General features: G+C 73.7%; 6 protein-coding genes. 4 read left to right on the forward strand and 2 right to left on the reverse strand.

The window, feature by feature from the left end:
* The 4 genes from ftsY to KME75_RS36350 form a co-directional block, all read left to right on the forward strand.
* Window positions 1-1,292 (forward strand): signal recognition particle-docking protein FtsY (gene ftsY / locus KME75_RS36335; protein WP_246633541.1); only part of this gene is annotated, 1,292 nt, incomplete at its 5' end.
* Between the two features lie 167 nt (window positions 1,293-1,459).
* On the forward strand, window positions 1,460-2,803 hold the full coding sequence (locus KME75_RS36340; RefSeq protein ID WP_219419480.1) for an ammonium transporter: 1,344 nt from the start codon (window positions 1,460-1,462) through the stop codon (window positions 2,801-2,803).
* 3 nt (window positions 2,804-2,806) lie between these two features.
* Window positions 2,807-3,145 (forward strand): P-II family nitrogen regulator, encoded by a 339-nt coding sequence (locus tag KME75_RS36345; protein ID WP_219419477.1) that lies wholly within the window; start codon window positions 2,807-2,809, stop codon window positions 3,143-3,145.
* A gap of 95 nt (window positions 3,146-3,240) precedes the next feature.
* Window positions 3,241-5,565: a [protein-PII] uridylyltransferase gene (locus KME75_RS36350; protein ID WP_308283404.1), complete on the forward strand. Its 2,325-nt coding sequence runs from the start codon at window positions 3,241-3,243 to the stop codon at window positions 5,563-5,565.
* Between the two features lie 589 nt (window positions 5,566-6,154).
* Here KME75_RS36350 and KME75_RS36355 read toward each other — a convergent pair.
* Window positions 6,155-7,513: an MFS transporter gene (locus tag KME75_RS36355; protein WP_219419479.1), complete on the reverse strand. Its 1,359-nt coding sequence runs from the start codon at window positions 7,511-7,513 to the stop codon at window positions 6,155-6,157.
* Window positions 7,510-8,107 (reverse strand): MarR family winged helix-turn-helix transcriptional regulator (locus KME75_RS44290; protein ID WP_246633542.1); only part of this gene is annotated, 598 nt, incomplete at its 5' end. The genes KME75_RS36355 and KME75_RS44290, both read right to left, overlap by 4 nt.

The following is an 8,107-nucleotide window of genomic DNA, read 5'->3' on the forward strand; positions in this document are numbered from 1 at the left end:
CGGACACCGCCCAGCCGGACACCGCCCAGCCGGACACCGCCCAGCCGGACACCGCCCAGCCGGACACCGCCCAGCCGGACACCGCCCAGCCGGACACCGCCCAGCCGGACACCGCCCAGCCGGACACCGCCCAGCCGGACACCGCGCAGCCGGACACCGCGCAGCCGGACACCGTCGCTCCCCCCGAGCCGTCCCGCGAGCGCGCCCCGGTCGAGCCGGAGGACGTCGCGCCCGCCCCGGCTGCCCCTGTGGAGCCACCCCCCGCGCCCCCGGCCGAGCGGCCCGCCGCCCCGCCCGCCGAGGCTCCGGCTCCCGAGCCGCAGCCCGCCGCGGCCGCACCGGCCGCGCCCCCCGCGCCCACCGAGGAGATCGCCCCTGCCGAGGGGCGCATGGACCGCCTCCGCGGCCGCCTCGCCCGTTCCCGCTCCGGCTTCGGCCAGGGGCTGCTCGGCCTTCTCGGCGCCGGCGAGCTCGACGAGGAGTCGTGGGAGGACGTCGAGGCCACCCTGCTGCAGGCCGACCTCGGTCCCGAGATGACGTTGGAGATCGTCGACATCCTGCGCACCGAACTGGCCCGCCGCGCGGTCCGCACCCCCGACCAGGCCCGGCAGCTGCTGCGCGAGGTGCTCACCGACGCGCTGCGCGTCGACCTCGACCGCGCCGTCCGCGCTCTGCCGCACGACGGCCGGCCCGGCGTGCTGCTCGTCGTCGGTGTCAACGGCACGGGCAAGACCACCACCACCGGCAAGCTCGCCCGCGTGCTCGTCGCGAGCGGCAGGCACGTCGTGCTCGGTGCGGCCGACACGTTCCGCGCCGCCGCCGCCGAGCAGCTCGCCACCTGGGGTGAGCGGGCGGGCGCCACCGTCGTGCGCGGCCCGGAGGGCGCCGACCCGGCCAGCGTCGCGTTCGACGCCGTCAAGCAGGGCGCCGAGGAGGGCGCCGACGCCGTGCTGCTCGACACCGCGGGCCGCCTGCACACCAAGACCGGCCTGATGGACGAGTTGGGCAAGGTCAAGCGGGTCGTGGAACGGCAGGCCGAGGTGGACGAGGTGCTGCTCGTCCTCGACGCCACCACCGGCCAGAACGGGCTCACCCAGGCCAGGGTCTTCGGTGACGTCGTCAAGGTCACCGGCATCGTGCTCACGAAGCTCGACGGCACCGCGAAGGGCGGGATCGTCTTCCGGGTGCAGCGCGAGCTGGGTGTGCCGGTGAAGCTGGTCGGCCTCGGCGAGGGGCCCGACGACCTCGCGCCGTTCGAACCGGCCGCGTTCGTCGACGCCCTGCTGTCGTAAGGGCGCGTAATCGGGATGTAACTATTCGGGTCGCCTCGTTCACCGTCGCGAAACAACGGCGGACGGTGTCCGAAACACGCCGCTCCGATAGTTCCCGTCACCTGCCGCGGTCCCGCGGCCGACGACGGGAGGGAGTTGACGTGCTCGACACCGGCGACACCGCCTGGATGCTGGTCAGCACCGCACTGGTGCTGCTCATGACGCCAGGGCTGGCACTGTTCTACGGCGGCATGGTCCGCAGCAAGAGCGTGCTCAACATGATGATGATGAGCCTGAGCGCCATGGGTCTGGTCGGCATCCTGTGGGCCCTGTACGGGTACTCGATGGCCTTCGGCAACGATGTCGGTGGCGGGCTGCTGGGCAACCCGTTCGAGGCGTTCGGGCTGTCGGGCCTGTTCGTCGGCACCTACACCGGTGACGAGGTCTCGTACCCGATGTCGGGGACCATCCCGGCGCTGCTGTTCGTCGGCTTCCAGGCGACGTTCGCGATCATCACGGTCGCCCTGATCTCGGGCGCCGTCGCCGACCGCATGCGCTTCGGCCCGTGGCTGCTGTTCGCCGGGCTGTGGGCGACGGTCGTCTACTTCCCGGTCGCGCACTGGGTGTTCGCGTTCGACAACGACGACGCCGGTGTGGTCGGCGGCTGGATCGCCAACGACATCGCCGCGATCGACTTCGCCGGTGGCACCGCGGTGCACATCAACGCCGGTGTCGCGGCGCTGGCCCTCGCGCTGGTGCTCGGCAAGCGGCGCGGGTGGCCGCGTGAGCCCATGCGCCCGCACAACCTGACGCTGGTGATGCTCGGTGCCGGTCTGCTGTGGTTCGGCTGGTTCGGCTTCAACGCCGGTTCCGCGCTCGGCGCCAACGGCACCGCCGCGTTCGCGCTCGTCAACACGATCGTCGCCACCTGCGCCGCGATGCTGGCCTGGCTGCTCGTCGAGCGGGCCCGCGACGGCAAGCCCACCAGCCTCGGCGCGGCGTCGGGCATCGTGGCCGGCCTGGTCGCGATCACCCCGGCCTGCTCGTCGGTGTCGCCGCTCGGCGGGATCGCGATCGGTGCCGTCGCCGGCGTGCTGTGCGCGCTCGCGGTCGGCCTGAAGTACCGCTTCGGCTACGACGACTCGCTCGACGTGGTCGGCGTGCACCTCGTCGGCGGCCTCGTCGGCACCGTCCTCATCGGCCTCCTCGCCGACCCGGGTTCGCCGGCGGGCGTGGCGGGCACCTTCTACGGCGGCGGGGTCGACCAGCTGTGGCGCCAGGTCGTCGGCGCGCTGGCGGTGCTGCTCTACTCGGGCGTCGTGTCCGCCGTCCTCGCCCTGATCGTGAAGGCCACGATCGGGCTGCGGGTCTCCGAGGAGGCCGAGGCCACCGGCATCGACGAGACCGAGCACGCGGAGACCGGCTACGACTTCTCCAGCCTCCGTGGCGGTGGTGGCCTGGGCACATCGAGGCCGCCGTCGGTCACCGCGGCGAGCGCGCCCGTCCCGGCAACCGCAGGCAAGGAGAGCTGAACCATGAAGCTGGTCACGGCGATCGTCAAGCCGTTCGTCCTGGAGGACGTCAAGGGGGCGCTCGAACAGCTCGGCGTCCTGGGTATGACCGTCAGCGAGGTGCAGGGCTACGGCAGGCAGAAGGGCCACACCGAGGTCTACCGGGGTGCGGAGTACTCCGTGGACTTCGTGCCGAAGGTCCGCATCGAGGTCGTCACCGACGACACCGGCGTGGACAAGGTCGTGGACGCCGTGGTCGAGGCGGCCCGGACCGGCAAGATCGGTGACGGCAAGGTCTGGGTGACCCCGGTGGAGACCGTGGTCCGGGTCCGCACCGGCGAGCGCGGCACAGACGCCATCTGAGGTGTCCCATTCGTAGCAAGGTGGCCTTGCTCCGGTCTCGTCGGAGCAAGGCCACCTTGCTGCAGCTCGGGTGAGGGGAGTGTGGCCCTGTGGACGTGGCGGCGGGGGACCTGGCCAAGGCGAAAGCGGTGCTGCTCGGCCGGCGCAGGCTCGATGCGGAGGCGCTGCGGGCGGCGCTGGTCGACCTGCACGACTTCTGGCTGTCCTCGCGGGCCGCGGCGATCGGGCTGACCGAACGCGCCGCGCTCGTCGCGGTGGGCGCGCTGGGCCGCCGCGAGCTCGCGCCGTGGTCGGACCTCGACCTGGTGCTGCTGCACGACGGCCGCAAGGACGTCGACCGGCTGGCGCGGGAGCTGTGGTACCCGCTGTGGGACGCCGGGATCGGGCTCGACCACTCCGTGCGCACGCCGGGGCAGGCCGTCCAGGTGGCGGCCACCGACCTGCGCGCCGCGCTCGGGCTGCTGGAGGCCCGCCACATCGCCGGGGATCCAGCACTGACCGACAAGGTGGGCGCCGCGGTGCGGCAGGCGTGGCGCGCCGGGATCCGCGGCCGGTTCGACGAGCTCGCCGACGCCACGTCGCAGCGGTGGCGCAAGGTCGGTGACGTCGCCCACCGCGTGGAACCGGACCTGAAGAACGGGCACGGCGGGCTGCGCGACGTCCAGCTGCTCGACGCGCTCGCCGCCGCACAGCTCGTCGACCGGCCCGGCGCCGACGTGCAGGAGGCCCGGGCGCTGCTGCTCGACGTGCGCACCGAGCTGCACCGGCTCGCCGGGCGGGCGCGGGACGTGCTGCGCGCCCAGGACGCCGACGAGGTCGCCGCGGCTCTGGAGATCGCCGACCGGTTCGAGCTGGCCAGGGCGCTGTCCGGAGCAGCGCGGACAGTGGCGTTCGCCGCGGAGGTCGGTTTGCGCTCCGCGCGCGTGGCGCTGCCCCGGCGCGGGCTCGCTGCGCTGCGCCGCGCCCCGGTCCGGCGGCCGCTGGACAGCGGCGTGGTGGAGCACCTGGGCGAGGTGGTCCTCGCCCGCGACGCCAGCGCCGTCCGCGACCCCGGCCTGGTGCTGCGGGTGGCGGCCACCGCGGCCCGCACCGGGATGCCGGTGGCCGCGGGCACCCTGCACCGCCTGTCGGACACCGCTCCCGAGCTGCGGGAACCGTGGCCGCGGGCCGCACGCGTGGAGCTGCTGTCGCTGCTCGGCGCCGGGCGGGCGCTCGTGGACGTGGTGGAGTCGCTGGACCGCACGGGGCTGTGGGGGCGCCTGTTCCCCGAGTGGGGGGCCGTGCGCGACCTGCCGCCGCGCGACCGCGCCCACGTCTGGACCGTGGACCGGCACCTCGTCGAGGCGTGCGCGCAGGCCGCCCGCCTGACCACCCGAGTGGCGCGGCCCGACCTGCTGCTCGTGGGCGCCCTGCTGCACGACATCGGCAAGGGCCGCGACGAGGACCACTCGGTCGTCGGCGAGTCGCTCGCCGTGCAGATCGGGCGGCGCATCGGGTTCGCCGAGGCCGACGTGGCCGTGCTCGGGCAGGTGGTGCGCCACCACCTGCTGCTGCCGCACACCGCCACCCGCCGCGACCTGGAGGATCCGGCCACCGTCGCGCGCGTCGTCGAGACCCTCGACGGCAACGGCCTCGTGCTCGACCTGCTCGAGGCGCTGGCCGAGGCCGACGCCCTGGCCACCGGGCCGGGCGTGTGGAGCCCGTGGAAGCGAACGCTCATCGGCGACCTCGCGCGCCGCTGCCGCACCCTGCTCGCGGGGGAGGCACTGCCGGCCCCCGCCGCGCTGGACGCCGACGCCGAGAAGCTCGCGGTGGCCGTCGCGGCGGACGGGCGCCCGCAGGTGCGACTCGACGAGGGGGTCGACCCGGCCACCGTCGTCGTCGCGGTACCGGACCGGCCCGGCGGGCTCGCCGCCGCGGCCGGCGTGCTGGCCCTGCACTCGCTGGAGGTGCACGCGGCCGAGCTGCGCACCGCGGACGCCACGAGCGCCGCGGTGTTCACCTTCACCGTCTCCCCGCGGTTCGGCGGGCTCCCCGACCCGGCACTGCTGCGGTCGGACCTGGTCCGGGCCCTCGACGGCCGGCTCGCCCTGGCCGACGCTCTGGCCCGCAAGGAACGTGACTACGCCCCCGTCGGCGCCACCGGCGAACCCCCCGCCCCGCCGCGGGTGCTGTGGTTCGACGACGAGGCCACCGGCGCCGCGGTGCTCGAACTGCGCGCCACCGACCGGATCGGCCTGCTCCACCGCGTGGCGGCCGCCCTCGAGGCGTCCGGCGTGACAGTGCGGTGGGCGCGCGTGGCGACGCTCGGCGCGTCCGTGGTGGACGCGTTCTGCCTCGCACACCCCGACGGCGGGGGCGGACCGGACCGGGCCGACCGGCAGCGCATCGAGGCCGCCGTGCTCACGGCCGCGGGCTGACGGGCGGTGCTAGCCGCGAGTGTGCACTCGTTGTCGTTCCGAGTGCGCGGATACGTATCCCACGGCGATCATCGCCGGGATGATCGCCGCGAGACTTCGGTCTTTGCGGTCCGGTCCGCGCGGATGCGTATCTCGTGGTGGTCATCGCGGGGGTGATCGTCGCGAGAGTGCACTCGTCGTCGGCGGCGGTGCGGGTGCGCGTATCTCGCGGCGATCATCGCGTGGGTGATCGTCGTGAGCGTGCGGTCTTTGCAGTCTGGAGTGCGGGGATGCGCATCTCGTCGTGATCGTGGCCCACCGGATCCTGCCGGCGGGCTCGGCGTCCGGGGTTCGAGGGTGCTGGGCCGGTGGCTGCGGTGATCGCCGCGAGAGGTCGCTTCCCGCGGTTCGAGGCGCGCGGATGCGTATCTCGCGGGGATCTTGGTGTGCTGATCGCCGCGAGGGTGCGTTCGTTGCGGTCCGGTCCGCGCGGATGCGGATCTCGCAGCGATCACCGCGTGGGTGATCGCCGCGAGCGTGCGCTCATCGCCGTCGGGACTGCGGCCATGCGGATTTCGCGACGATCATGCCCGCGGCGGAGGACCGAACCTCACCGCTCCGGTCGCGGCCCGGCGGGGTGGAACACCTCGGCCCGCTCCCGCACGCCGGGTTCGCCCGTGCCGTCCTCGAGCACCTCGGCCACCTCGTCGGCGTCGAGGTCGGGTTCGCCCGCGTGCACGGTCTCGCCCGCGGCGAGCTCGGCGTCGGCCTTCGCGAGCAGCCGGTGCCCGGTCGCGAGCACGCCGATGGCCAGCAGCACCGCGAACGCGCCGAGGAAGAACGGCACGTGGATCGAGAAGCGCTCGACGAGCAGGCCGGCCACGAACGGGGCGAGGCCGCCGCCGATGAACCGGATGAAGCCGTAGGCCGCCGACGCGACCGGTCGCTCCACCGGGGACACGAGCATGACCGCCTGCGTGGTGAGGGTGTTGTTGATCCCGATCAGCGCACCCGCGGCGATGACGGCGACCACGAGGGTGGCCTTCGAGTCGGTCCAGATCGCGATGACGGCGAGGATCGCGGCGAACAGGAACAGGTTGACGTACAGCGTGGGCGCGGTGCCGAACCGGCGCTGCAGCCGGGGCGCGACGAACACGGAGAAGAGCGCGACCAGGATGCCCCAGCCGAAGAACACCGCGCCGAGCTGGTAGATCGACAGGTCCATGGGGAACGGGACGTACCCGAGCATCGTGAAGAAGCCCCAGTTGTAGAGCAGCGCGGTGAGGCCCATCGTCAGCAGGCCGCGGTGGCGCAGCGCCTTCAGTGGCTCGCCGAGCGAGGCGCGGTGCTGCGGGCGCGGGGCCGCGGGAACGAACAGCACGGTGGCGATCAGCGCGATCGCCATCAGCGCGGCGACGCCGAAGAACGGGCCGCGCCAGCTGATGTTGCCCAGCAGGGCGCCGAGCAGCGGGCCGCAGGCGATACCGACGCCGAGCGCGGTCTCGTAGAGCACTATCGCTCCGGCGAAACCGCCGCTGGCGGAGCCGACGATCACGGCGAGCGAGGTGGCGATGAACAGGACGTTGCCCAGCCCCCACCCGGCGCGGAAGCCGACGATGCCGCCGATGCTGTCGGTGGAGCCCGCGAGGAACGCGAACACGACGATGACGACCAGTCCGGCGATGAGGTTGTTCTTCGCACCGATCCGGCTCGAGACCCAGCCGGTGATCAGCATGGCGAACGCGGTGACCACGAGGTCGCTGGTGAACAGCAGCGTCACCTGGCTCGGCGACGCGTCGAGCTGCTCGGACAGGGCGGGCAGGATCGGGTCGACCAGGCCGATGCCCATGAACGAGATGACGCAAGCGAACGCGACCGCCCAGACGGCTTTGGGCTGGCGGAACGGGCTCGCCGGTCGGGCGTGCTGCCCGGCCTCGGTCCGATGTCCTGGGGACGAGGCGGTGGTCATGCGGGGGTTCCTCCGGAGACGAGGCGGGTGATGGCCGGGGCGGCCGCGGCGATCGCCGCCCGGTCGTCGGCGTCGAGCTCGGCGATCAGGGCGGCGAGCGCCTCGGCGCGGTCGTGGCTGCGCCGCGCGAGCAGCGCGCGTCCCGCGTCGGTGACGGCGACGAGGACGCTGCGGCGGTCGTGCGGGTCGGGTGAGCGCTCGACGAGCCCTTGGGCGGCCAGCCGGCCGACGAGGCCGGTCATGGCGGGCTGGGTGACGGCCTGCGCCTCGGCGAGCTCGGTGAGGCGCAGCGGCCCACCCCGCTCGAGCGTGGCCAGCGTCGAGGCGGCCACGAGGCTCAGGCCACGGCGCGGGCTCAGCCGGGGGAGCAGGGTGACGAGCTGGTCGAGGCTCGCGGCGACGACGAGCGGATCGGGCGACACAAGTTGCATAATGCAGCGATGCTTTGCCCGGTCGAGTGTCATCCCTGAAGGAGCGGGGCTGGTCAACCCCCAATCTCGTTCTTGATCTTTCTTCTTGTTCTTCTGCTGCTTCTCGGCCTGCTTGTGGGCGCGCCGGGGTGAGGCGTCGGGGTCAGGGATCGGGCCCGAAGGG

This window comes from Pseudonocardia nigra (assembly GCF_019396355.1).
In the GTDB taxonomy this organism is placed as follows: Bacteria; Actinomycetota; Actinomycetes; order Mycobacteriales; family Pseudonocardiaceae; genus Pseudonocardia; species Pseudonocardia nigra.